The following is a 23,913-nucleotide window of genomic DNA, read 5'->3' as shown; positions in this document are numbered from 1 at the left end:
AGTTTTGCCAAACAGTGGATGTGTTGGATCTGTAACTGTAATTTCTTTGGCTACTTGATTGTTGAAGGGGGTATTAAGGTGATTGATCGTTCATCTCGATTAGATGTTCTTTTAGCATTATTCTTTTTTTTAACATATTCTTTTGTCATAATGACCTCACTAAATTAATAAAACTATTCCAGTCTACAGCTACAAACATTATTTTTTTATTAACTGCGGAACCCGTATATATTTCTATACTCATGGCCAACTCTCTTGATGAGGACACTCTCCCAATCGGGTTAATATCTTATGTGTATTAATTAATAAACTCATTTCTCTCCCTCTTTGTGATAATTGTTAGCTACTTCATTCAGCTTCTTTAACTGATTAATTTCCGGGTTTTTACGCATTTCCTTCAGCACCTTTTTATAAAGATCTTGCCTTTTTTCATTATCGAGCAGTTTGCAATATTGTTTCATCTGTTCAGGAGTTCTGAATAGAAGCCGTTCTATTATGTTGTTTCTTCTTGATTCTAATTTTTTACGTTTATTGTTATTACTATTATTGCTCATCCACTCATTAAAGACTCAATTCTTTTAAATGTTTACTACTGTTTCTTTAGTAGTATTGGCATAAAGCCATCTATTTTAGCGGAAGTCAAGTCAATTTTTAAATATTTATTTGAATAGTAAATATATTATCTTCAATACCTTCACAAACTCGGGCTAGGAAGATCTAGTTGCTCTATCTTCTCTACTTTTTCGAGCTTCGTATTGGGATTTAGAGTATTATACAATGCACAACCTATACACACTAATCCAACTATTCCCGCAACCACCACTACTGTAACATGGATTTTTAAGGCATAAAATGCAACACTAGCCACTAATAACGCTGTACCAACAATACTAGCTACGATTGCTTGCCTTTGTTGCGTTGCTTTTGGTAATGGTTTTTCTTGTTCGTCTGTAGCATCACTATCAAAACATAGTTCTATTTCAGCGGGAGAGGGGCTTTCAGGAGTGTTTGGCTCTTGTTCATCAGCCTTCACTGAAGTTTGCTGGACTTTTTCGCTGTTTTTACATATAGGCTGAAGATCTTCGCTATTTTTATTACATAATTGAGTGTCAGTTTCTGTAGCTTTATCAACACTGGTTTGCTCTTTCACCTCAAGACTATCTTTAACATCTTCTGGCATATCAGAAGTCCTTGATTTCTCTATATCAGCTCCTTTTGCAGCAGAGGTACCTTTCCAATTTTTGAATCTTTCAGCAATAGCTTTTCTTATTGATGTTTTCATAGTTTCTCCTTTTGTGTTAAAATTTATTAATAGGGTTGTAGTGGTTGAGATAGCGAACCGTAGAATTAGAAAACTTGGTTAAAGTCAGTGACGGTAAAAAATCTTTTATTGACTCAATTCTATTGTATTCTACAAATTTGCTTTAATTTTTCCTGTAAGTTCTCAACTAGGTGCGTACCTTTACGTAAATAAATATTACTTAAAATGCGTCGAATATAGCCAATTTTATCCGTTTAATACAAAGGTTGTGAGAGGTGTTCATTTTTGGTATTATTGGTTCACCAGTCGTACTTTACGAACTTCTCTCTATACTAAAACTACTATAGAGAGAAGTTCGTAAAATATGACTGGTGATGGTTTGTCTGGTATTTAGTAAAAGTTTATATTAAATGGAAAAAATTAGGCTTTACGTCGAGGAAGCTTTATCACAAGGTGTTAGTTTAGTGCTCAACTTACAACAAAGTCACTACGTTTGCAACGTAATGCGGCTTAAGAAGCATGATAATGTCTCTTTTTTTAACGGGAAGGACGGAGAGTGGTTAGGGGAAATAGTTGATGTATCACATAAATTAGCGAAAGTTACCCTCAAAGAATGCACTAAACAACAGCAATATGAGGAGAATTTGTATCTGTATTGTGCTATGATAAAAAGCGCTGCTTTGGACAACGTAATAAGACAGGCAACTGAAATGGGAGTAACCTGCATTCAATTCATTTTAACGAAACATACGGCAGTAAAAAATATTAATCTGAGTAGAGCAAAATTGCAGGCAATTGAAGCGGCAGAACAATGTGGTAGAACAAGTGTGCCAGAGATTTTGCCTCCTATCAATTTCTGTGATTTACCTGACTCTCAGGATAGAAGTTTTATTTTATGTGATGAAACAGGGAAGGGAAAATCTCCTAATGAAGTCCTGAAAAACAAAAAAAATGTTGCTATTATTGTTGGTCCTGAAGGTGGTTTTTCATATGATGAACTTAACCTTGCTGATAAATTTTGTCAGAAATTAAGCCTAGGGAAAAGAATTTTAAGAGTAGATACTGCTGTAGTTGCTGCATTGACTTTTGCCAATGCAAACGTGCTGTGCAAGTAACTAATAGATTTATAGACAAGCTACTTAATTGGTTTGTCTTGCTGAGTTTTTCTTTAGCAACAAAGTGCCTCGCAGATGGTTTCCCCATTTTTCAGACCACTTCTTCTTACTTTTCATATTGTGGTTTTTAAAGAACAGAAAGGTGCGCCTTTTCTAGTGTTCTGCTTCTCTTTTTGAAGGTATTGATCCTTTTGCTACCATATTTAGTTTTTAGTGCACTTGGTCTTTTAAAGACCTTTTTACTGCTACGTTTTTTAAATTGCACATTAGAATCAAAATTTAGCTCTCCTTTTTTGTCTTCCAGTGCAGGCATTTTTCTCTTATCTTGAGGTGTAATAAAAGATAGCGCGTACCCTTCAGCTCCAGCACGTGCAGTTCTACCTATACGATGAATATAGTCAGCTTGCGATTGTGGTGCATCATAATTGATAACATGTTGGATGTGGGGAATATCAAGACCACGAGAAGCAACGTCTGTTGCAACCATGATTTGATTGCGGCCACGACGAAAAGAATTAATGACCCTTTCGCGCTTGTGCTGCCTTAAATCACCATGAATTGCTAAAGCACTATAGTCATCTTTGTGTAATTTGTCAGCTAGCTGATCTGCTCCTTGCTTTGTTTTGACAAAAATAATGATTGATCCTTCACGCTGACATAATTGTGTAACAAGTTTTCCATATTTTTCCGATTCTGATACATAAACAATTTCTTGCTTGATTTTTGTAGAAGTTTTAGCTTCATGATCAATAGAAACACGTTCTGGCTGATTAAGGTACTTCTCAGCAAGTTTAACTATGTTACCAGGAAGAGTTGCAGAAAACATGAGGGTTTGCCGTATTTTTGGCAGATATTTCATAACCTCCTCAATTTGGATCCCAAAGCCCATATCGAACATACGATCTGTTTCATCAAGCACAAGAGTGCTGATATTGTGAGTAATCAAAGTTTTACGTTCAATATGGTCTATAATACGACCAGGAGTACCTATTACAATTTGTGGCCTTTTATGAAGCTGATTTAGCTGCCTGAAAATAGGCTCACCACCAATTAATAAAGCAATCTTTAACACAGAATTTTGGAATAAGAGCTTTCTTATTTCATTTGTTACCTGCTGCGCAAGCTCCCTGGTTGGTACAATGACTAAAGCTGATCCAACGTTAGATTTTTCCAACAATTTTGCAATCAATGGAATAGCAAACGCTAAAGTTTTCCCTGTTCCTGTTTGTGCAGATCCAAGAATATCCTTACCTTGTAAGGCTAAAGGAATTGCCTGCATCTGAACCGGAGTTGGAACAGAAAGGTTGTTTTTATCTAGCGCTTGCTTAAGCGAGACTGGGAGACCCATCTCATGAAAATTGTTCACAATACGTTAACTCTATTAAAAAGCTTCATAATAGATTAACCTGCAGCTGCGATTAGTCTTAAATTTATTGCAGATTTTTTACCACGCTCCTCTTTCAGATCATAGCTTACCCTTTCTCCTTTTATTCCCTTCTCCTTATTTTCTCCCCTGAGTGAATCAGCTCTTATTCCTGAACGTTCCAATTCGCTAATATGTACAAAAACGTCACCCCCTCCACCTTCTGGCGTAATAAAACCATAGCCTTTTTCGGCATTAAACCATTTTATATTACCAAATTCCATTTAAACAACTCCTAAACTATTAATTAACATTACTAATGTGATGAAAAACTTTGAAATTACAATTGAGAATGTCTGAAATTTAGCTATTGAAACTAAACTTCTATACTCCATAGTCTATTCTTAACATTACATGATCATAATACATAATTATTGTACTTGATGCAACTAAATTTTTTAGCTATTAAGCGAGCCTGCAACTGTCATTTTGCTAACCTTAATCGTTGGTGAATTAAATTGCCCACAGACAGTTAAATCATTTGCAACGACTAAGTTGCTAAACATGTCTTTTAAATTGCTAGCAACAGTAACCTCGTGTATTGGATACGTTATTTTTCCATTTTCTATAAAAAATCCTGATGCGCCTTGACTGTAGTCACCGTTAATTAAATTCACACCAAAACCAAATAAATCAGTTATATATACTCCCTCTTTTATTTCCTTAATTAATTCTTCAAATGATATATTACCATTTTCGATATAGAGGTTGCTAGCTGCAGGAATAATTGCAGCATTACTTGCACGAGTTGCATTTCCAGTTGTTTCCAAGTTTAATTTTTTAGCTGAATATAGATCTAAAATCCAATTTTGTAGTACTCCGTTTTTTACAAGTGTATTTTTTTTGCTAATTATCCCTTCTCCATCAAATGGTCTTGATGCTATGCCCCTTGGCAACAATGGGTCGTCAATGATGTTGATTCTATCGTTGAAAATCTGAGTATTTAAACTATTTCTCAAGAAAGAGCTGTTACTTACAATGTTATTGCCATTTATAGCGGAAGCAAAACTTTTTACTAGCTCTTTTGCTGCTCTTTTTTCAAAAATAACCGGAAATTTACCAGTCTTGATTGAACGTGAATTCAATTGATCAGTTGCTCTTTTTGCTGCTTCTTTCCCTATTAACTCTGGCGATTTTAAATCGCTGAAGTTACATGCTATATCATAATCATAGCCAACCTTCATTTCACTTTTTTCTCCAGCAACAACAGAAACCTGATTAGTAAAGGTTGATTTACTAAATGAGCCAATAAAACCAGAAACAGTAGATAATACTGTATTTACTAAAGCATGTGAAGAAGAGGCTCCTTCGGAATTAATGATATTTTTATGTGCAAGAGCTGAATTTTCCGCAACTTCAGCAATTTCTTTTAGATTATCAACAGTTACAATATTATTATCTGAGATACTTAAATCTGCAGAAGAGGTACAATTACCTCCATCTACGGCAAAATTAATGTAAGGATCTTCTGGCGCGTTCTTTGCCATTTCTACTACTTGACTTACTGTATCACAGAGATTATTTAAATCGTTTGTAGAAATATACGCAGCTTTGTTTTTGCCTGCTATAGCTCTAATTCCTACAGTGCAATTCTTAGATTGTGATACTTGCTCAATCTTTGATAGACGCTGAGAGACTAAGATTTTATTAGTTTCATATATTGAAACTTCTGCGTCTTGATTTTGCTTTTTTATTAGTTTAATGATGTCTGCTGCAATATTTAGTATATTCATTTTTTATTCCTTAGATTTTTATAAAGATTCTGCACCACCTATCACTTCAATCAAATCAGTTGTAATTGCTGCTTGACGAGAACGATTATAAAGAAGAGCTAATTTATTTAGCATTTCTTTAGTATTTCTGTTTGCTGATTCCATAGCAACCATTCTAGCGCTATTCTCACTTGCTGCACTTTCAAGTAAAGCAGAGTAAAGGGCGGCTGCAACGTAATTTTGAATTAAAGATCGTAAAATAAATTCAGTATTTTGTGGCTCATACTCATAGCTGTAATCTATTGTTGGATTAGCCAGAGAGTTGTCAATCAAGAATGAGTCTTTACTCCATGGTTTTATTGTTTCCAACACTGGTTTTTGCGTGAAGGTATTGTAAAATTTGTTATAGAAAACTTTGACCTTATTGTATTTACTTAGGCCTATACCATCAATCAAAGCTTCTACGCGCTTTAGCGTGATTTCCTTACTATTTTCAATTTTTAAAATACTTTTAGAGTCAAATCTACTTTTACCTATATCAAAAGCTTTTTTACCCAAAAATATAACATCTACTCTTTTGCCATTTGTGATTAATTTAGTTACATGCTCTTGACTAGATTTGACAATAGAAGAATTAAAATTGCCGCACAGGCCACGATCAGACGCAATAATGAATACTAGGTAAGAATCATCGTTACCAATATTTAGAATTTCTGCCAGTAATTCTTGATCAGCTGATAATATTAATGAAGAAATAATGCTATGCAGCTTAGATATGTACAATTTTGAACTTGATAACTTTTTTTGGCTTTGTAATAACTTTGCTGCAGAAACCATTTGCATTATTTTCGTAGTTTTCTGTACAGACTTAATGTTTTTCATTCTTAAGGATAATTCCTTTAAGCTCTTCATTTTATATACAACCCTGGTTTATTAAAAATATATAACTGTTCGTGTCTAAAGACAAGTTTTTTCGATACGAAGAAGATATAAGATCCAGAGTTAGCCAAGTAGCCAACACTGGGATCCAGATTGCAAGTAATGCATTGGGTTTGGTGAGTATGGGTTTTGCCTCAAGCACAAAGAGGTCATTCCAGTGCTCTTTTTTTTGTCATCCCAGTGCGTGACACTGTGACCTTACCCAGAAAAAGTAGAGAGGAAGTTAAGCCATTTTTATTATGAAAATGATGAATCAAATTTCTCAGGAATGCAATAATTAATAGTAGAATGTCTACGCTGTTTGTTATAAAAAATTTCTATGTACTCAAATATAGCAGTTCTAGTTTGCTGAGCAGAGTGTTGCGAAGTATCAATAAGAAGCTCCCGTTTGAGTGAGCTGAAAAAGCTTTCAACAACAGAGTTGTCATAACAACAGCCTGTGTGACTCATGCTGGAAATGATGTTTTTTGTGTTCAGCAAAAACTGATAATTTTTAGAGGTATATTGTGAACCTTGATCACTATGAAATAGCAGATCTTTGGCTGGTTTGCGCTTATCAACAGCCATCAATAAAGCATCTATAACTAATCGCTTAGTTATTGTACTACTCATTGACCAGCCAACTACCATACGTGAATATAGATCAATTATTGCTGCCAAATATAGCCATCCATCCTTAGTTTTTATGTATGTAATATCAGTTACCCATACTTTATTTGGCTGACTAGTAGTAAAGTTTTGGTCCAATATATTGGGAGTTATAACCCTATTGTCAGTCTGCTGTTTTTTGCTTTTGAATCTTCGCCTCAGTCTAGCTTGAATACCATTTTTTTGCATGATATCCTGCACTGTTTTGATGTTGCAATTTTTACCTAAAGCCTTTAGTTCAGCATGAATCTTAGGTGCCCCATATCTACAATTAGATGCTTGGTATATTTTTTGAATGTCTGCTAGAAGCTGCTCCCTTGTTAATTCTTTGCTGCTTTTCTTCTTACTAGTCCATTTGTAGTAGCCGCTAGCAGATACTTTCAAAATCCTGCATAACTCCTGTACTTTATAGTAGTTTCCATGCTTTTTGATAAATAAATATTTTACTCTTTGTGACTTGCAAAATATCCCAGGGCTTTTTTTTAAATGTCTCTTTCTCTAGTAACTCTTGTTAGTTCTTTCTTTAATTCAAACTTTTCTTTATCACATGGTGCCAACTTTCCCTTACCAGGAAATGCTTCTTCTATTGATCCTTTTTCGTTATATTTTTTTATCCAGTCACTTAGTGTACTGTTATCTATTCCTAAATCTTTAGCTATTTTGCTTGCTGACTGCCCCGTTTCCTTTACCAACTTTATTGCCTCTAATTTAAATTCCACTGTGTAATTTTTTCTGTTCTTTACCATAATAAGCCCTCATAATCATGTTTTATTTTACTTCAAAAATGGCTTAACTTCCTCTCTACTTTTTCTGGGTAAGGTCACTTTAAAATCATAGAAAATACTGTCGTAAAAGGAAGTTTTCTTGTTCGTGTGAAACTGTTTTTTCCAACACAATGGATTCTCTGAAAAGTTTTCGAGTATATTATATTTTTAATTTGTAGAATAAGACTTTTTCCTTTTTGCATGTTTCACCTAAAAAGGACACATTTTAGACTTCTTTGTTGAAATAAAACAGAAACAAAAGTGCTCTTTATTGCAGCTTTTGGGTAATTTAATGGTAAAAATTTTAGAGAGAATTTTTATATACAATCACTGACATTTTCCTTAAGTTGATGCCATTGTCTGTTCAGGAGTGTGGCTAAAAGGCATGCTATGGGGTTTCAGAAGTCCATTTCTTGCACTAAATTTTATAAAATGTTAAAAAACAACCACATTTTCTGCGTTTAGCCTACCTTATTTTAACGATCGTGCTTATTTGGAAGTTTTTTCTGCTACATCCCCGAACAGAGATATATTTTTTTGAAAAGCAATGTGCTTAGTATCTAAAAAGGTCTGCATAGGTGTTCTTCCATAGCAATATTTTCCTGAGTAAGGCCTTATCTCATTAGATTTCTTGCATAACCTAACTCAAGATTATAAAAACAGGCAATAATATTGAACCGCAAACCAAAACGCCTTCGTCTATTTCTATATCGATCTGCAATTATTTTAAATCTCTTGAGCAAGCCAATAACATTTTCAACTATGACTAGAAAGTTCTTTATTTTCTGCTTTTTTGTCTTTTGATAAACGACATTTTCTCGACCTTCTATGCGGTAATATAACGTTTTTATGAAATTTTTGCATTCCTCTATAACCAGCATCAGCTAGGACTTTAGTGGTTGGTAACATATGAATTTTTAAAAACCCTAAAGTCATGTCGCTTACCATTTGCAAAGGACGTATATATAATTTTTTTACTTACTTTTGCCACAATTACTTGTGTTTTTATTGTATGCTTCTTTTTCTTTCCTGAATAAAATCTTCTCTGCTTTTTTTTGGTCTCTCTACAGGTCCATCTATTACCAGAACTTCATATTCTATATCTGACCTTAATAATTCTTTCTTCCCTGGTAGGGCAAAATCTGGATGTTTTATTAACGTATCTTCTATCCAACGGATATTGCGATAACAAGCACTTTCACTTATTCCATAACTTTGTGCTATATGAAAATATGTACAATATTCCCGTAAATACTCCAGCGTCATCAACAAACGGTCCTCCATACATTGCTTGTTTGGTTTTCCTCCTCTCGCCTTTTTCCTAACTTCTTCCTCTATTAAAATTTTAGCTATAGCTTAATACATAAAGGTAGAGACAAAGGAGAAGAGATATGGTAGAATAAAAAAGCTAAAAGTGAGGGAATAAATGGCATCATCATATCAATGTGAGTTAAGAGAAAGAGTGATTTCAGCAGTGAAATCAGGAATGGCAGTAGTAAAAGTGAGCAAAATCTTTAAAGTAGGTAGGGCAACTATCTACAGATGGAAAAAAATCAAACAAGATACAGGCGATATAAAGCCAAGAGTTGGATACCAAAAAGGTCACAGCCATATAATAAAAGACCAAGAGGAGTTTAAATTATTTCTTGACAAAAACTCTGATAAAACTCTGCAGGAATTATCAAGAATATGGCCTGGAAATGTATCTCCAATCACAATACACCGAGCAATAAAAAACTAGGTTACAGCTATAAAAAAAACTTTTTATCACCCGAAAAGGGATGCTGGAGCAAGAAAAAGATTTCAAGAAATAATTGCAAATATTCCAAAAGATAAGCTCGTATTTATAGATGAATCAGGTATTGAAGATAATGCATGGTGGATGGAGCGCTAAAGGCACTCGTTGTTATGGCTATCGGCACAAGAGAAGGATAAGTATGATTGCAGGACTGCGTAATAACCAAATTGTGGCATCTTTGATATTTGAAGGAAACTGCAATAAAGATGTTTTTAAGAGCTATGTCGAGCAAATTTTAATTAAGAATTTGCAGGTAGGACAGACCATTATTTTAGATAATATCAATTTTCATAAGACACCAAAAGTGAAAACTTTAATAGAATCAGTAGGATGTAAGGTTTTATATTTACCAACTTACTCACCTCCCTATTGAACACTATTGGTTTAAAATTAAGCACAATATTCGAAAAATAGCTCACATGTTTACTGATTTTTTCAATGCCGTTTCTTAGAACCTGTTTAAAATCTCGAAAGGATAAGGTAAAATAGGGGTAGATTAAGAATGAGGTATATCTATGCGAAAAAGTTATCCAAGTGATATAAGTCGAGAGCAATTTGAAAAAATCAAACCAATTCTGGAGAGTAGCAGGAGGAAAACAAAACCAAGAAAACTTGATTTATATGATGTATTTTGTACAGTATTATACGTCCTAAAAAGTGGTTGCCAGTGGAGGATGTTGCCAAAAGATTTTCCAAGGTGGGAGAGCATATATTATTATTTTCAAATGTGGAATAAAAAGGATGGAGAAGAACCAAGTTTGTTGGAATTAGTCTTAAAAAAAATTAGTTGGAGAGGTCCGTATCAACAATGGTCGGAAAGAGAAAACCAGTTTCTGCATAATTGATGCTCAAAGCGTTAAAAACGCAGATACTGCTGAAAGAAAGGGTTATGATGCAGGTAAAAAGATTTCAGGTATAAAGCGTCATATCGCAGTTGATACACAGGGCTTGCCACATGCAATTCATATAACAACGGCAGAAGCAACTGATCGTAGCAGTGCTGTAAAAATGGTGGGAAATGCTAAAGAAAACCTCTCTGAAGTCAAAAATATACTCGTTGATGCTGGCTATACAGGAGAAAATTTTGCAACACAAATAAAAGTAACTATTGGTGCAGCTGTTGAGGTAATAAAACGAAGCGAATTACATACCTTTGCTGTATTGCCAAAAAGATGGGTTGTTGAGCGGTCTTTTGCTTGGTTGGAAAAATGCAGGCGATTGTGGAAAAACTGTGAGCGAAAACTCAATACTAGCCTACAAATGGTCGTTCTTTCCTTCGTTTCTCTCTTATTGCGAAGATTTTAAACAGGTTCTTAGAACCTGTACATGATCTCAAAAAAGAAATAAACTGAGAGGATAAAGTATATAAAGTAGGATATGAGAAGTGTATACCCAAGTGACATAAGTCGAGAAAAGTTTGAGATTATTGTAGAAGATCTGGAATCTTGCAGAAAGAAAACAAAACCAAGAAAACTTGATTTATATGATGTATTTTGTGGAGTGTTATACGTCTTAAAAAGCGGTTGCCAGTCTACCAAAAGAGTTTCCAAAATGGCGCAATTGTTACGACTATTTTAAGAAGTGGAGTGAAAAACCAGATGCAAATAAAGAAAGTGTTCTGGAGCTGGTATTAAAAAAAAATAGTTGCGACAAAACAATGGTCGGAAGCAGCTTCTGCATAATTGATGCACAGAGTGTAAAGAATGTAGATACTGCTGAAGAAAAAGGCTATGATGCTGGTAAAAAAATCTCAGGGCCATATTGCGGTAGATACGCAAGGTTTGCCCCATGCAATTTATATAACAACTGCAGAAGCAACTGACCGTAGCAGTGCTGTGAGAATGGTCGAAAATGCAAAAGAAAACCTCTCGGGAGTTACTGGTTGACGCAGGCTATACTGGAGAGAATTTTGCAACTCAAATAAAAACGATTATTGGTGCAACCGTTGAAGTGGTAAAAAGAAATGAATTACATTCCTTTGTTGTATTGCCCAAAAGATGGGTTGTGGAGCGATCTTTTGCCTGGTTAGAAAAATGTAGAAGATTGTGGAAAAATTGTGAGCGAAAACTCAATACTAGCCTACAAATGGTCGTTCTGGCTTTCACTGCCTTACTTCTGAAAAGATTATGAACAGGCTCTTAGAAATGTCTCTACCTTTATGTGTTAAGCTATATGACCAGGTTATAAATGCTGATACTTGTGCTATCTATAGCAATTTCAATATCTTTCATATTATTTTTATCAACTCTGCAATCATTGATCTTAATATTAAGTTTTTTTTGACGCTTGCGAATAGCTGATAACTGCCAAATCTTTTCCTATTTGTTGCAAGTATCCTCTTATAAACCCGACTGTTTGTCTTAAACCAATTCTAAAAAGATTAACGATTGTATGCACCAAAATCACAACTTTATCACTATAAATATTGTTTCCACCAGCTACTTTTGGGCTATTTTCATACCAATTTTCAATAGCTTCATCAATGTAACGAAAAATATTTCCTCTTTCCTGGAGAAATTTGTTATATTCATTTTGGTTACTGACTTTCATTTTTTGTGGCATATTTTTCCTTCGACAGTTGAATGGCTATTTTATAATGAATTTTGTCAGTAACTGCTAGTTTTTATGAATGCTATGCAACAAAGCCCACTGGGATCTAGGTGTAAAAATATTTGTAAATTATACAATGGGTAATAGATTCTAGGAGCATATAATGTTCATGATAAAAAAAAGATGGATCCCAGTGTCACGCACTGGGATGATAAAGGAGGGTGTTTGGATGACAAGATTTTGCAAGGATATTTTTTTTATGGGGGGTTAATATGGAAATTTTTCTTGATAGCGTTGATTTAAATGAAATTAAAGAGCTAAAAGAGTTCATTGATGGAATAACAACCAATCCTTCATTGATAGTAAAATCCGGACGCAAAGGTCAGTACAAGGATTTAGTGGCTGAAATATGCTCTATTATGGATGGGCGGCCCGTTAGTGTTGAAGTTGTTGCGAATAACCATGAAGACATGGTTAAAGAAGGCCTTAACTTAGTTAAAATAGCTGATAATATTGTGGTAAAATTACCCCTTACACATGAAGGATTAATTTCTTGTAAAAAGTTGTGGACAGAGCATGAAATACCTGTTAACATCACATTATGTTTTTCTCCTGGACAAGCACTGCTTGCCGCTAAGGCCGGTGCTTGTTTTATCTCTCCCTTTGTTGGTCGTCTTGATGATATAAGCTGTAATGGCTTATCACTCATAGAAGATATATGCACTATATATTCTAATTATGGCTTTGATACTAAAGTTCTTGTTGCATCAGTGAGAAGCCCAGCGCATGTAGTAGAAGCTGCAAGGCTTGGTGCTGATTCAATTACTGTACCGGCAAAAATACTTAGACAATTACTTAACCATCCACTTACCGACCAGGGGCTGGCAATATTTGAGAAGGACTGGAGTGCAAAATAGTAAACGCTCATAGGAATTTACTAAGTAGAAAAAAGGCAAAAGAAGCCACGTGGTATTTACATTTTCACTTTCAAATATGGCGTTTTTTTTATTCTAAACGCTTAATAACTGTGACTTAACTGCTTTTTAATGCAACTAACCTTAGTTATAAATGTTTAAAAAATTTACCAATCTAAAAAAAAGGCAAAAGAAACCCTGGGGTTATTGTCCGCTTTAAAGTACTGGCGTTTTTTATGTTTTAAACGCCTGACAAGAGAGATTAAGCCGCTTTTAATCGCAACTAACCTACGCTGCAAGTGTTTAAGAAGTTTACCAAGCAGAAAAAAAGACAAAGAAAACCCGAGTTAGCTAGTCCTTTACTATCTCTGTCGAGTATTGGCATTTTTTGATGTCTTGTAACGCTTTGTAAGCGCGTTCAGCTTATTTAGGTATAAACCTAGATGTAGATGAAGTTTTGTAAAGACATACAGTACCTATGTACTGCAAAAAATTGAACATAAGACGCCGATACCTTAAGTAATCCTTACCTTTTAATCTGCAGATTGGCGAAAGCAAATACAATAGCTTCACTTTCATGATAAGAGGACTGGCGGAGTTTGTCAAGGAATTTTTGGCCCCGTTTTTATGGCTTAAGCTACTGGAATGACAGATAGTTATGCAAGAGATCTATTATCCTATATAGGATCCAGTTTAAGAATTTTTAAATTCGAGTATTATACTACTTGGATGACACTTTTTGCTGTTTCATAAATTGACCTTGTTAACAAAGTCAACTAATATCTAAGTAAATTACCATCTAGATATGGAAACTGACATAGTAATAATAGGTGCAGGGCCTGTTGGAATATTTACTGCTTTTCAAGCGGGAATGCTTGATATGAGATGCCATATAATAGATATTATGGATCGAGCGGGGGGACAATGCACTGCTCTTTATCCAGAAAAACCAATATACGATATACCCGGTTATCCTGTAATTACTGCTCAAAAATTAATTGAACAATTAATGGAGCAAGCTTCGCCATTTGAGCCTGTTTACCATTTAAGTCAAAGGGTGGAAAAAATTGCGGATAACGAAGGTCAAAGTTTTACTGTAATAACGAGCACAGGCACAGAGGTGAAATGCAAAGCTGTTATCATTGCTGCAGGCAATGGAATGTTTGAACCTAACCGCCCACCCTTAAATGGTATATTAGAGTATGAAAATAAATCTGTATTTTATAGTGTAAATAAAATTTCCGATTTTGAGGACAAGACCATAGTCATTGCAGGGGGGGGTGATTCTGCAGCTGATTGGACCATAGAATTTTCTAGAGTTGCAAAGAAAATTTATGTGATACATCGAAGAAAAGAATTTCGTTGCACTCCTGAAACTAGAAATAAATTAGAATTACTTGAAAGCAATGAAAAAGTAGAACTTGTAGTGCCATATCAATTACACGAACTAGCCGGAAATAATGGACAATTGAGTGCAGTGATAGTAAAAAACATTACCTCTAAGGAAGAAAAAGAAATATCTGCTGATTTTTTACTACCATTTTTTGGACTGTCAATGAATTTGGGTCCAATAAACAATTGGGGTATACAGTTAGAACATAGCCGCATAGTTGTTAACCCAACTACCTTAAAAACCAGTAAAGATAGAATATATGCAATTGGAGATATAGCTACTTATTCAGGCAAACTAAAGTTGATACTAAATGGTTTTGCCGAGAGCGCCATGGCTTGTTATGACATATACAAAGTAATCCACAATTCCCCAGTCAATTTTCAATATTCAACCTCAAAAGGAGTTCACGGAAAAAGAAGTGAGTAAACCTTTACTTTAGATCAAACTGCTGTATAGTAGCTTTATAGCTTTAGTTTTACAATGAATATACCTAGCATAGAGAATTGTGATCTTCTCAATAAAGCTGTCTTACTCAGAGTTGATTTCAACGTTCCTATAAAAAATGGAGAAATTCATGATGCCGCTCGTATTTTGAGAGCGTTGCCTACTATTCAGCATTTGGTAAATGCGAATGCAAAAATTATTGTTATATCACATTTTGGACGCCCAAAAATCCGCGACGAAAATTTGTCATTAAAAAACGTGGTTGAAACTTTATCGCAGCTATTAAACAAAGAGGTGAAATTTGTTGATGATTGTGTTGGTGAAGAAGTGCAAAAAGCAGTAAATGCGATGGGCAGAGGAGATGTAATATTGCTGGAGAATCTGAGGTTTTATAAAGAAGAAGAGCAGAATGACTCAAATTTTGCTAAGCAATTAGCATCTCTAGCAGATCTATATATAAATGATGCATTTTCTTGCTCTCACAGAGCTCACGCTTCTATTTCACGCATTACAGAATTTTTACCTTCCTATGCAGGGTTTTGCCTACAAGATGAGCTAAAATATCTTGAACAAGCTGTGTCGTTTAAAGCTAAACCTATTACTGCAATAGTTGGGGGAGCTAAAATATCAACTAAAATAAAAATGCTTATAAAGCTAGCAGAAGAGGTAGATTACTTAGTTCTCGGCGGTGCAATTGCTAACAATTTTTTATTATTTAATAAAGTGAATATAGGCAAATCTTTCTTTCAAAATGGCGTTGATAACCTTTTGCATGATATTGTTGAAACAGCAAGTAAAAACAATTGCAAGATAGTTGTGCCAAAGGACGTTCTGGTTGCAATAAACTCTGATTACAGCACTAGTATTTCAAGAAAAACTGAATCCATTTTGGACGATGATGTAATTTTGGATGTTGGACCTCAAACTTTAAGCGCAATAAGCAGTATAATAGCAAGCAGTAAGACTCTGCTATGGAATGGACCTATTGGTGTTTTTGAACATTCAGCTTTTGCAAATGGTACAATGGAGGTGATGAAAGTCATAAGTGGCTTAACGCACGAAGGAAAATTAGTCAGCGTGATAGGAGGAGGGGATAGCCTATCTGCAATAAATGCTGCAGGTCTTACTGATAAGGATTTTACATATGTTTCCACTGGTGGTGGGGCATTTTTAAGTTGGTTAAGTGGTGACAAGATGCCAGGAGTTGCTGCACTACAATTAACATTAGATTAAAGCTTTTTTAAATTGTTGTTTGTACCCTAGCTTTTTTATGAAGTTGTATCGTGATTATGTCGAAGAAAGCTAAACTAATCTTGTGCTTAATAATACCAGTAATAGGATTTATTTTTTATATTAAGGATCATTATTTTAGCGATGCAAACTCACAGATTAACTTTGAACCATTCTTCAAAACAGATTCTTCAGGTCCAGACTACATTCCACCACTTCCAGAGTTAACTGACTTTGATAGAGGAGTGTTGAGAGTTTGCGGAGATTGGGGAACACACCCTAATAAAGAAGATTTCAGAATTTTGCTTGATTGTCCGCAACATCAAGAAGTAGTGAAAGAAATGTACGATAAGCTTGATCATCAAGTCATTACACCCAATTCAGACTTGGAGCTATTTAAGGATGAGTTAACTCGAATTTGGTTTACAAATAGCGGGATTGAAAAAGAAACTATAGGGTTTAGGCATATTTTTTGCGGTGAACCAAACAATAAATTAGGTGGTATGCATTTTGTAGGTAGATATGTTGAAGCTCAAGAAGATAAATGGGCAGGTGCAATTTGGAATGATAAATCCCTATGCAACAGATCAGACATTAAGCCACCAGTTTATATATTTGGAATGAAATATTTAGGTAAGGATGGAGAAGTGAAAGTTAAGTGCCCAAATGGGTATGCATATAACCTTCATGCTGATGATATTTTAGTTTCTGCGACTAAAGCGTTTAAGGAATTAGGAGAAGATGGAATGTGCCTGTATAAAATGGAGGATGACAATTATCAATCAGTGTTTGTGAGAAAGAATGATGCTATACTTACGTTCTATCCTAACTTAACACCAAAATGTAATGATAAAAGTACTAATTGTAGCTGCAGCAAATCTTGATGGGCGTGTTGGTTTGAAAAAGAAGATTAAACAAATGTTATTTTATGTGTACTATATTCGTTTAGCCATGTTGCAGATGTAGCTAAAATCACTTAGGTTTACCGACAATCGTCATTCCGCTACTTGTTAGCGCCGCGGCGGTATGACGTTGATCTGCCTAGCTATAGTTTCTGCAATTTGTGGAATGTTAGAACTACATGAAACTTACAGTAAACAAATATTTATCAGCTCTGTTTGTCTCCGCGCTTTTGCTACTTGTCATTATTTCAGCGCCCCTTATATCTGGGCAGCAATCTTATTCAAGTGGCGTTGAGGACGATTTTCAAGATTTGAAAAGAAATCTACCATCCTTAAGAAATCTGCTGTTTTTAGATCCTGCACCAAATTCAAATTATGATGATAGAGAGGGCAAAAAAGTATTGATGGTGATAGTGCATCATACTGAGTCACCGACATTGAAAAGCACAAAAGATGCATTAAATTCCAGAGGAATATCAGTGCAGCTTATCGTTGATAGAGATGGCAGCATTACTCTGATGGTTCCATTAGAAAAAAGAGCATGGCATGCTGGTATCAGTTATGCAAAAGTTCAAATAGATAACGTGGTTGAAGAGCTACAGAAGCTTAATGATTATTCTATAGGCATAGAAATTGTAAATACAGGGCTTGAGCCTTTTCCAGAAGAGCAAATGAAATCTGTTAAAGATCTGATTTTATACCTTATGAAGCGCTTTAAGATCAGAAAAGATATGATATTTAGTCACGCTGAAATAGGCACTATAGTATATAACTCAGCTATTGAGGGCTACGTAATGCGTAAGCCTGACCCACATAAGTTGTTTGATTGGGAGTTATTGGAAAAAAATGGCATTGGACTGCATATAGGCGATAGGATCAATCCTCAAGACGCAGAACAAAAAATAAATGAGGTTTTATATAAAGTAGGCGATAAAAATGAGGATATTTTTGAATTAAAAAAAAGATTAAACAATTTTTTTTATAAAATATTGCCTTGGAATGACAAAGAAGGTAACATAATTTTTCCTGATAATAACGCTGATTACTCAGATGAGTTTGATGAGAATTTTGCATGGGTCGTCAATCAATTTTCAATGCACCACTTGCCAAAAGAGATTAGGAAAGAATTACTCCTAAAATTAGAATGGGAAGATATTCTACCTGAATTTTTAAGAGAATGTGGCAGTTGTGTTTTCAACAAATTCATATCTTTAAGTGATAAAATTAAATTAAGTTTACAACCACCATTTTTAAATACAGAGGATTACAAATGTTTATTATCCTCTCTTGTACAATACGGAAATAATATCTCTTCTGATGCATTTGCTACGTTAATGTATGAAATCAAGCTGTATCATGACTCTTATCTAAGATATAATATAAGCTCTTCGCTTTATATGCCGTTTAAGCTCAATGCATTTGCAAAGTTGGACGTATTAAAGAATGAAGTGTTGTCTTTAAAATCTGTAATACCTGAAAAAGTTATAGAAGTTTCAAGTTTAATTAATGAGTTTAGGTCAGGCATTTCGTCCGACTTTCAAAGTTTTGAGAAACAATGGTTTCAGGAATTTAAGAACACTTGGAAACAGAAATTTATATCTAATATGGAAAAGCAAATGTCTTGGACCGCACTACATGAAACGATATTAGAGTATTTAGAAAAGGCAAAGGAAGAGTTTTTGAGAGAGCTAACAGCCAACTCAGAGCTACTTGATGACAACTTATTAAACAGTAATAGTTAAATATAACAGGTAGAAAAAATTGGACAGAATACTCAAGAGGATAAAAGCATAGAGGTTTAACTTAAAATAACCTGATAAAACTTGAATCACACTTCCAAGTGCTGGCACCCAAGAAAGTAATGCAACTGCATAAATCAGCAGATTCCTTATGATTTTTGGTGATGTATGCTCGTTCTCTAATTTGTGGTATGATTTCCTGATAGAAATTGTTATTCTACCTAAATACCAATTAACTATTCCACCAAAGCTTGATCCCAATACTCCAAAAAGTAACATAAGTAGTGGATTATAATGTGATCTGAAACACAACATAGTATAAAATACAAAACCTTGGTGTATGGGTAGGATCAGCGATGATACTAGGCTATCTGTGAACAATAGAAGATAATTTTCCATATGAGCTTACCAGGTTGTTGTGCCATCTTCATTGTCAGAAATTGCAACCCCCATTTGTTTCAACTGGTCTCTTATTTTATCTGCGACATCGTAATCTTTATTTTGTTTTGCCGCTTTTCTTAAATCTATCAATCTTTCTATTTCTTGGTGACTCACACCAGCAGTAAACCACTCTTGATAACTTGATTGAAGAAGACCAATAAATCTTGCGCTCTTAACAAAACTTTCAGTTAATTTGCACTTCTCATTTTCATTCCTCGTTTTGTTAATTTTTGTGGCCATTTCGTGCAGTATGGCTAAAGCTTCAGGAATATTTAAGTCATTTTTCAAAGCCTCTATAAAATCTTCAGAAATTTCTGCATCACTTTTCTCAGTGCTTACACCACGTAATAGCCGATAAAATTTGTTTAAAGTTTCTTGCGACTCGGAAATAACACTTTCTGTCCAATCAAGTGGTTTTCTGTAGTGAGTTTTGAGTAATGCATAACGTATTACTTCACCCTTTATTCCACTCTCCAGTAGATCTCTTACCTTGACTATATTAAATAAGGACTTACTCATTTTCTCTTCATTTACTGTAAGGAAACCGTTATGTACCCAATATTTTGCAAACATTGATCCAGCAAATGCAGATTTATTCTGTGCAATTTCATTCTCATGATGAGGAAATTGCAAATCTATACCGCCACCATGAATATCAAAATCTTTGCCAAGGTAAGCATATGACATTGCTGAACATTCTACATGCCATCCTGGTCTTCCTTCTCCCCATGGGCTATTCCAATAACTTGAAAGCCTATAATCAGTATCGTTTGCAGGCTTCCATAATACAAAATCTCCTGGGTGCTTCTTATTTTCACCAACTTCAATTCTGCTGCCATGATCCAACTCATCAATTTTTTTTCCTGATAAAGCACCATATTCATGGTAAGATTCTACGCTAAAATATACATGTTTATTGGATTCATAAGCATGACCAGACTGCAGCAAATATTCAATTAATTCGATAATATACTCTATATTCTCCGTTGCTTTTGGCTCATGTGTTGGCTCTGTACAATTTAAGCTTCTCATGTCTTCATGAAAAGCTTTAGTATAATATATGGTGATACTTTCTATATTGCTATTTTTTTCATTTGCTGCATTTATTATCTTGTCGTCAATGTCGGTTATATTACGCACATAAGTAACTTTGCCATAACAAAGTTTAAGTAGTTGAAATAACACATCATAAACAACAACAGAACGTGCATTGCCTATATGTGCCGTATCGTATACCGTTGGTCCGCAAACATACATTTTTACATGATCTTTATTAATCGGTGTAAAAAACTCTTTTTTTTTTGTTAAAGTGTTGTAAAGCCTAACCATATACAAAGCTTTTTAGGAAAGAAAATGCTTCGATTATAAGTTGTGGCCCTTTGACTATTACAACAAGAGTGAGTAATAACCCGCACAATGATATTAAAACTCCCAATATAGAGAGAAATCCGTCTTTACTCATAATACCAAGTGAAATGAGAGTTGTACCAATTGCAGGGATAAAGTTAGTTAAAGGCAGTGGAAGAGCTATCGATAATGCGCAAAGCAGCATTATAAAAGCTAAAATCTTTTCACCTGGTCCATAGAAAATAAAAGACATTCTTGGCTTCATGAACTTTTCTATTTTTTTTAATGCAGGAGAAGTTTTCTCTACCACAAGAGCTAGTGTTGAACGTTGAAAAGACTTTCTTTCCAACCAGTGAGGTATCCAAGGGGAATCAAACCCAAACAGAAGCTGCAGTGAGAATAAGATTAAAGGTATAGAAAGAATAGTTGTGTAACCAGGTGGAACCGGTATAGGTACCGATAGTGGCAAGGAGAAGATAATTATTAAAATACCAAACCCGCGCTCATGTAAAGCTGCTTTAATATCAAATAATGTCACTTTATCGCTATTAGCGTTATTGGTATCTGCAACCTCTTTTAGAATATCAGAAGCTAATTTTTTATTTTTAGTCAATTTCTCACTTCTTTGCACAATTATCCTTTAGTAAAAATAACTCATAACACAATTATTGCTTTGTTTCAATATACATCGTTATTTTATCATTATACTTGCAGTTGGTGCAGATGAAGTTCAGACAGATTTCCCTTGCGTGGTATACACGCAAGGGTTAAACTATCTATATTATATTATTAGTATCTGATTGTGAATAATGACTTTCGTCACTTAATGGATCAGAATACAATGAATTATGTGATAATTCGATAGATTCGCTTTCTTCTTCTGTGCCCCATATCCATGATATAAGACTTCCAAAAATAAATGAAAGTATACCAGGTTCACTTGTTTGTGTAGATTGACTTTCTTCTGTGTTGTCATCTAGCTTAGCGGTTTCTTTTTGCACTTCTCTTTTTTCTCTATAGAGTTCTTTGTTATCATGTAGTTTATCTACTTCTGTTTTCTCTTCCTCCACTGTATTTTTATCACCTTCATCGCTTTTTCTAACCTCGTTATGAGCTGGATTGTCATATTCTTCAGTTTTATATTCTTCTATCTGTCCACTATCTATATCTTTTTTGTTTTCTTCTTCTACTTGACTCCCAATAAAATTTCCAAATAATTCGGAGTCTAATATACTCTTCATATTTATTAGTAGCTTATCTTGGAACACATGGCCCAGCTCATGACCCAAAACAAAGTCCATACCGGGAAATTTGAATACTACTATCGTTTTACCATCAGTTGCACCGTAAGCATTATCTGCGTCAATGCCAGCTAATTCATTATATTTCTGGTAATCATTCTTGTTGTTAAAAACATTAACTTCTAAATTTAAAGTTGTTTCAGGTTTGTTTACATCAAACAATTTTTTTAAATTTTCATAAGCAGTATGAATGTCCTTTTGAATTTGGAGTTTTTCCTGTGATGACATGTTGTCATACCTTATATTATATTGGATACCTTCATCTTGAAATAAAAATACTTTTGGTAACACTTCCTCTATAGTTTCTGGGGCTTTATCAAAAATCTTTGACTCTGAAGGCTTATATATCTTATTAAAAAATTTTGGTATACATTGTTCTCTAATGCTATATATATGATTTCCATCCATATCACGAACTTCATAATTGTATACAGGATCTGAGTTACTTTTGATTAATTGAAACTTTTGTCCATTAGTGTTAATACCTATTTTACCATTATAATCTTCAGAATAGTTTTTGTATTGTTGATTGTTATTTTTACTCATTTTCGTACCTCACTATTTAAATAAATTTACTCTTACATTATCAACGTAACACACATAAAAATTTATTAATAGTAGTGGTTAAATTTTTATACAGAGCTTGTTTGTATGTCATATAAAGTGACTGTGAAAATTTCTATAAAGCATTTAACGGTATTAGAAAGATCAGAGAAAAGTAAAGTAGACTGAGGTGGAAAGATTAAAAAATAGCGATACTTTGAGCGAGTAACACGCACCTTAGTGCGTGTCACGAAGTATGAAGACGCTAACGATCTGGTTCGTTAGAGGATAATTTCTCTGAGTCCTTAAGTTCTTGTTTAAGGTTTTTAATGCCTTTTCCTAAATCACCCATAACTTGTGGCAACCTACCTGCACCAAACAGAACTAAGATTATTATTAAGACTAGAAACAATTGCCATGGTCCTAAACTCATTTGTACCTCCATTTAAAATATTAACCTTTAGATATTAAAACCTGACTGAAGTCAAGTAGCGCGTAAATTATATCACCTTTATTTTATTATAGATAAAATTTTTTAATCTATTTTATAACAATTTCAGACTAGATTATTTTCTTGCAGCAAATGTACTGTCAAATGGGAACTCTTCGCTTAACTGTAGAGTAGAAGAGAGCTCGCTGAAGAACTTTGCTAGTGTATCATCTTTAGGCCTACGATATATATCACTGGAAACTCCTGATTGAATAATTCTACCATTTTTCATTACATAGATAAAATCTGCGACTTTCAATGCTTCTTGTGGGTCATGAGTTACCATTAGCACAGGAATATTTTTACTTCTAAAAAGAGACAATATATATTGTCTTATTTGGCACTTTAGCAGTATATCTAAGTTAGAAAATGGCTCATCAAGTAACACAACATCAGGGTTCTGTGCCATTACTCTTGCTATTGCAACTAACTGTTGCTGCCCTCCGGATAAAGCATTGGGGTACATATTTTCATATTTTTTTATATTTAATAACTTCAAAATTTCCAATGCGATGAGATATTTTTCTTTCTTAGGAGAGCCGCGAATAGCAAAAGTTATATTCTCCAACACTGTTTTATGAGGAAATAGTGCAGAATGCTGAAAGATCAATCCGATATTTCTGTACTCTATGGCAATTGATGTGTTATTGCTTGCAACTAACCTGTCATTTATAAAAATGGTTCCAGATTTTGGATTTTCTATTCCTGCAATTAATTTCAAAATTGTTGACTTGCCACAGCCGGAATGTCCCAATAAACATGCGACATTTCCTTTCTCTACTTTAATGTTTATGTTGCTTAAAGCAAAATCATCTTGATTGTTATAAAAATAACTGATGTTGTTAACTAGCATTAATCTTTTAACTTAAACTGTGTTATTAAGTATAACAGCATTATACTCAAGAAATACAGAAATGTTTTTTGTTGTTGTAAATTGGTTATGTGGAAGATCTATAGAT

Annotated in this window: 22 protein-coding genes and 5 pseudogenes; 9 read left to right on the top strand and 18 right to left on the bottom strand. The window is 34.3% G+C overall.

The window, feature by feature from the left end:
• Window positions 1–311: 311 nt before the first annotated feature.
• Window positions 312–554 carry a hypothetical protein gene (locus ACICP6_RS04095; RefSeq protein WP_395462715.1) on the bottom strand — a complete coding sequence of 81 codons (243 nt, stop codon included), beginning with the start codon at window positions 552–554 and terminating at the stop codon, window positions 312–314.
• Window positions 555–694: 140 nt separating this feature from the next.
• Entirely contained in the window at window positions 695–1,282 is a 588-nt protein-coding gene (locus ACICP6_RS04090; protein ID WP_395462714.1) for a hypothetical protein, read from the bottom strand.
• 389 nt (window positions 1,283–1,671) lie between these two features.
• Here ACICP6_RS04090 and ACICP6_RS04085 point away from each other — a divergent pair, with 389 nt between their 5' ends.
• Window positions 1,672–2,376 carry a 16S rRNA (uracil(1498)-N(3))-methyltransferase gene (locus ACICP6_RS04085; protein ID WP_395462713.1) on the top strand — a complete coding sequence of 235 codons (705 nt, stop codon included), beginning with the start codon at window positions 1,672–1,674 and terminating at the stop codon, window positions 2,374–2,376.
• A 127-nt stretch (window positions 2,377–2,503) separates the two neighbouring features.
• On the opposite strand, the gene ACICP6_RS04080 is transcribed toward ACICP6_RS04085, so the two are convergent.
• The 9 genes and pseudogenes from ACICP6_RS04080 to ACICP6_RS04040 form a co-directional block, all read right to left on the bottom strand.
• Entirely contained in the window at window positions 2,504–3,742 is a 1,239-nt protein-coding gene (locus tag ACICP6_RS04080) for a DEAD/DEAH box helicase (RefSeq protein ID WP_395462712.1), read from the bottom strand.
• A gap of 35 nt (window positions 3,743–3,777) precedes the next feature.
• Window positions 3,778–4,023, bottom strand: coding sequence for a cold-shock protein (locus tag ACICP6_RS04075; protein ID WP_395462711.1), 246 nt, complete (start codon window positions 4,021–4,023; stop codon window positions 3,778–3,780).
• A 174-nt stretch (window positions 4,024–4,197) separates the two neighbouring features.
• Window positions 4,198–5,532: a TldD/PmbA family protein gene (locus ACICP6_RS04070; protein ID WP_395462710.1), complete on the bottom strand. Its 1,335-nt coding sequence runs from the start codon at window positions 5,530–5,532 to the stop codon at window positions 4,198–4,200.
• Window positions 5,533–5,550: 18 nt separating this feature from the next.
• A complete protein-coding gene (gene atpG / locus ACICP6_RS04065; protein ID WP_395462709.1) occupies window positions 5,551–6,423 on the bottom strand; it encodes an ATP synthase F1 subunit gamma in 873 nt (290 codons plus the stop codon).
• Between the two features lie 264 nt (window positions 6,424–6,687).
• A complete protein-coding gene (locus ACICP6_RS04060; RefSeq protein ID WP_395463617.1) occupies window positions 6,688–7,530 on the bottom strand; it encodes an IS3 family transposase in 843 nt (280 codons plus the stop codon).
• Window positions 7,531–7,580: 50 nt separating this feature from the next.
• On the bottom strand, window positions 7,581–7,844 hold the full coding sequence (locus tag ACICP6_RS04055; RefSeq protein ID WP_395462617.1) for a transposase: 264 nt from the start codon (window positions 7,842–7,844) through the stop codon (window positions 7,581–7,583).
• Window positions 7,845–7,921: 77 nt separating this feature from the next.
• Window positions 7,922–8,065, bottom strand: a pseudogene (locus tag ACICP6_RS04050) (IS4 family transposase); the annotation flags it as partial.
• Window positions 8,066–8,351: 286 nt separating this feature from the next.
• Window positions 8,352–8,486 (bottom strand): annotated as a pseudogene (locus ACICP6_RS04045) (IS481 family transposase); the annotation flags it as partial.
• Window positions 8,477–9,209, bottom strand: a pseudogene (locus tag ACICP6_RS04040) (IS5 family transposase); the annotation flags it as partial. The pseudogenes ACICP6_RS04045 and ACICP6_RS04040, both read right to left, overlap by 10 nt.
• Before the next feature lie 79 nt (window positions 9,210–9,288).
• On the opposite strand from ACICP6_RS04040, the pseudogene ACICP6_RS04035 reads away from it, so the two are divergent.
• The 3 genes and pseudogenes from ACICP6_RS04035 (at window position 9,289) to ACICP6_RS04025 (ending at window position 11,790) form a co-directional block, all read left to right on the top strand.
• Window positions 9,289–10,112: pseudogene (locus ACICP6_RS04035) on the top strand (IS630 family transposase).
• 63 nt (window positions 10,113–10,175) lie between these two features.
• Window positions 10,176–10,965, top strand: a protein-coding gene (locus ACICP6_RS04030) for an IS5 family transposase (RefSeq protein WP_395462624.1) whose coding sequence is annotated in 2 segments (ribosomal slippage) — window positions 10,176–10,436 and window positions 10,438–10,965 — 789 coding nt in all. Because the reading frame shifts where the segments join, the coding sequence is not laid out codon by codon here.
• A 72-nt stretch (window positions 10,966–11,037) separates the two neighbouring features.
• A pseudogene (locus ACICP6_RS04025) lies at window positions 11,038–11,790 on the top strand (IS5 family transposase).
• Window positions 11,791–11,928: 138 nt separating this feature from the next.
• Here the strand turns inward: ACICP6_RS04025 and ACICP6_RS04020 are convergent.
• Window positions 11,929–12,222, bottom strand: coding sequence for a transposase (locus ACICP6_RS04020; RefSeq protein ID WP_395462708.1), 294 nt, complete (start codon window positions 12,220–12,222; stop codon window positions 11,929–11,931).
• A gap of 260 nt (window positions 12,223–12,482) precedes the next feature.
• On the opposite strand from ACICP6_RS04020, the gene fsa reads away from it, so the two are divergent.
• The 5 genes from fsa to ACICP6_RS03990 all read left to right on the top strand — a co-directional run bounded on the left by fsa (window position 12,483) and on the right by ACICP6_RS03990 (window position 18,835).
• Window positions 12,483–13,127, top strand: a complete 645-nt coding sequence (fsa, locus tag ACICP6_RS04010) for a fructose-6-phosphate aldolase (RefSeq protein ID WP_395462706.1) — start codon at window positions 12,483–12,485, stop codon at window positions 13,125–13,127.
• Between the two features lie 802 nt (window positions 13,128–13,929).
• The gene (locus tag ACICP6_RS04005; RefSeq protein WP_395462705.1) at window positions 13,930–14,943 is read left to right on the top strand and encodes an NAD(P)/FAD-dependent oxidoreductase; all 1,014 of its coding nucleotides are present in this window, start codon (window positions 13,930–13,932) and stop codon (window positions 14,941–14,943) included.
• Between the two features lie 54 nt (window positions 14,944–14,997).
• Window positions 14,998–16,194, top strand: a complete 1,197-nt coding sequence (locus ACICP6_RS04000) for a phosphoglycerate kinase (protein WP_395462704.1) — start codon at window positions 14,998–15,000, stop codon at window positions 16,192–16,194.
• A 56-nt stretch (window positions 16,195–16,250) separates the two neighbouring features.
• Window positions 16,251–17,075 carry an EndoU domain-containing protein gene (locus ACICP6_RS03995; RefSeq protein WP_395462703.1) on the top strand — a complete coding sequence of 275 codons (825 nt, stop codon included), beginning with the start codon at window positions 16,251–16,253 and terminating at the stop codon, window positions 17,073–17,075.
• A 197-nt stretch (window positions 17,076–17,272) separates the two neighbouring features.
• Window positions 17,273–18,835 carry an N-acetylmuramoyl-L-alanine amidase gene (locus tag ACICP6_RS03990; RefSeq protein ID WP_395462702.1) on the top strand — a complete coding sequence of 521 codons (1,563 nt, stop codon included), beginning with the start codon at window positions 17,273–17,275 and terminating at the stop codon, window positions 18,833–18,835.
• Here the strand turns inward: ACICP6_RS03990 and ACICP6_RS03985 are convergent.
• From ACICP6_RS03985 to ACICP6_RS03960, 6 genes are all read right to left on the bottom strand, one after another.
• A complete protein-coding gene (locus tag ACICP6_RS03985; RefSeq protein WP_395462701.1) occupies window positions 18,818–19,231 on the bottom strand; it encodes a YqaA family protein in 414 nt (137 codons plus the stop codon). The genes ACICP6_RS03990 and ACICP6_RS03985 overlap by 18 nt on opposite strands.
• Window positions 19,232–19,237: 6 nt before the next feature.
• Window positions 19,238–20,602 (bottom strand): cysteine--tRNA ligase, encoded by a 1,365-nt coding sequence (gene cysS / locus ACICP6_RS03980; RefSeq protein ID WP_395462700.1) that lies wholly within the window; start codon window positions 20,600–20,602, stop codon window positions 19,238–19,240.
• The gene (locus ACICP6_RS03975) at window positions 20,595–21,251 is read right to left on the bottom strand and encodes an exopolysaccharide biosynthesis protein (protein WP_395462699.1); all 657 of its coding nucleotides are present in this window, start codon (window positions 21,249–21,251) and stop codon (window positions 20,595–20,597) included. Before ACICP6_RS03975 ends, cysS begins: the two co-directional genes overlap by 8 nt.
• A gap of 145 nt (window positions 21,252–21,396) precedes the next feature.
• Entirely contained in the window at window positions 21,397–22,467 is a 1,071-nt protein-coding gene (locus ACICP6_RS03970; RefSeq protein WP_395462698.1) for a hypothetical protein, read from the bottom strand.
• Window positions 22,468–22,729: 262 nt separating this feature from the next.
• Window positions 22,730–22,897 (bottom strand): twin-arginine translocase TatA/TatE family subunit, encoded by a 168-nt coding sequence (locus ACICP6_RS03965; protein WP_006013840.1) that lies wholly within the window; start codon window positions 22,895–22,897, stop codon window positions 22,730–22,732.
• Between the two features lie 133 nt (window positions 22,898–23,030).
• Complete coding sequence (locus ACICP6_RS03960; RefSeq protein ID WP_395462697.1) at window positions 23,031–23,807, bottom strand: ABC transporter ATP-binding protein; 777 nt, start codon at window positions 23,805–23,807, stop codon at window positions 23,031–23,033.
• Window positions 23,808–23,913 lie beyond the last annotated feature (106 nt).

The organism is Wolbachia endosymbiont of Cantharis cryptica (assembly GCF_964277405.1).
Lineage (GTDB): Bacteria > Pseudomonadota > Alphaproteobacteria > Rickettsiales > Anaplasmataceae > Wolbachia.
Note: the sequence above shows the minus strand (reverse complement) of the source record. Positions and strands in the feature narration are given on the sequence as shown.

Bases quoted from the DNA above. Each gene is read 5' to 3' on its own strand.
- ACICP6_RS03990 (WP_395462702.1), top strand. From the start codon at position 17,273: ATGAAACTTACAGTAAACAAATATTTATCAGCTCTGTTTGTCTCCGCG.
- ACICP6_RS04005 (WP_395462705.1), top strand. From the start codon at position 13,930: ATGGAAACTGACATAGTAATAATAGGTGCAGGGCCTGTTGGAATATTT.
- ACICP6_RS04075 (WP_395462711.1), bottom strand. From the start codon at position 4,023: ATGGAATTTGGTAATATAAAATGGTTTAATGCCGAAAAAGGCTATGGT.
- ACICP6_RS04085 (WP_395462713.1), top strand. From the start codon at position 1,672: ATGGAAAAAATTAGGCTTTACGTCGAGGAAGCTTTATCACAAGGTGTT.
- ACICP6_RS04020 (WP_395462708.1), bottom strand. From the start codon at position 12,222: ATGCCACAAAAAATGAAAGTCAGTAACCAAAATGAATATAACAAATTT.
- ACICP6_RS03995 (WP_395462703.1), top strand. From the start codon at position 16,251: ATGTCGAAGAAAGCTAAACTAATCTTGTGCTTAATAATACCAGTAATA.
- ACICP6_RS03960 (WP_395462697.1), bottom strand. From the start codon at position 23,807: ATGCTAGTTAACAACATCAGTTATTTTTATAACAATCAAGATGATTTT.
- atpG (WP_395462709.1), bottom strand. From the start codon at position 6,423: ATGAAGAGCTTAAAGGAATTATCCTTAAGAATGAAAAACATTAAGTCT.
- ACICP6_RS03985 (WP_395462701.1), bottom strand. From the start codon at position 19,231: ATGGAAAATTATCTTCTATTGTTCACAGATAGCCTAGTATCATCGCTG.
- ACICP6_RS03970 (WP_395462698.1), bottom strand. From the start codon at position 22,467: ATGAGTAAAAATAACAATCAACAATACAAAAACTATTCTGAAGATTAT.
- ACICP6_RS04095 (WP_395462715.1), bottom strand. From the start codon at position 554: ATGAGCAATAATAGTAATAACAATAAACGTAAAAAATTAGAATCAAGA.
- fsa (WP_395462706.1), top strand. From the start codon at position 12,483: ATGGAAATTTTTCTTGATAGCGTTGATTTAAATGAAATTAAAGAGCTA.
- ACICP6_RS04055 (WP_395462617.1), bottom strand. From the start codon at position 7,844: ATGGTAAAGAACAGAAAAAATTACACAGTGGAATTTAAATTAGAGGCA.
- ACICP6_RS04070 (WP_395462710.1), bottom strand. From the start codon at position 5,532: ATGAATATACTAAATATTGCAGCAGACATCATTAAACTAATAAAAAAG.
- ACICP6_RS04000 (WP_395462704.1), top strand. From the start codon at position 14,998: ATGAATATACCTAGCATAGAGAATTGTGATCTTCTCAATAAAGCTGTC.
- ACICP6_RS03965 (WP_006013840.1), bottom strand. From the start codon at position 22,897: ATGAGTTTAGGACCATGGCAATTGTTTCTAGTCTTAATAATAATCTTA.
- cysS (WP_395462700.1), bottom strand. From the start codon at position 20,602: ATGGTTAGGCTTTACAACACTTTAACAAAAAAAAAAGAGTTTTTTACA.
- ACICP6_RS04090 (WP_395462714.1), bottom strand. From the start codon at position 1,282: ATGAAAACATCAATAAGAAAAGCTATTGCTGAAAGATTCAAAAATTGG.